We start from the raw sequence: 507 nt of genomic DNA, 5'->3' as shown, positions 1-507 counted from the left end.
TATGGCGCAGCGTGTGCAACGCGCTCCTCGGCGTCTTGATACCGGCCACGTGCTTGGCTGCGCTAAATGCCCGGTGCAGCTGGCGCGGTGAGATCGGATTGATCCGAGGCTTTCCGGGAAAAAGCCAGCCATCGGGACGCGCTTCTTTCCAATAATCGCGCAGCAGGCCCAACAAACCCGGTGACAGCATCACCTTGCGGTCTTTGCCGCCTTTACCGCGTTCGACATGGATCAGCATCCGGTCGCTGTCGATGTCAGTGACTTTGAGGTTGCACACCTTCGACGCACGCAGCCCTGTGCCATAGGAAATGCTGAGCGCCGCGCGATACTTCAGCCCCGGTCCGGGTGCCACCTTCAGCAACTCGAACACTTCCTCGATACTCAGCACGACTGAACCGCCCCGGGTTTACCGGAGAGTGGTTGGTTCAAATGTTAGGCTGCTTTTTCAGCGGCCTTCAAGGTTTCGTAGAATTTCTCCTCTGCTTCTTGCGGTGTGATGTATCCGAT

1 pseudogene is annotated in these 507 nt (G+C 57.8%); it reads right to left on the bottom strand.

Annotation, left to right across the window (positions count from 1 at the left end):
- A pseudogene (locus tag ACW9UQ_RS18745) lies at nt 1–391 on the bottom strand (tyrosine-type recombinase/integrase); the annotation flags it as partial.
- Between the last annotated feature and the right edge of the window lie 116 nt (nt 392–507).

The sequence above is a fragment of the Halovulum sp. GXIMD14793 genome (assembly GCF_054457435.1).
The sequence above is the reverse complement of the archived record's forward strand: the minus strand, read 5'-3'. Positions and strand labels throughout refer to the sequence as shown.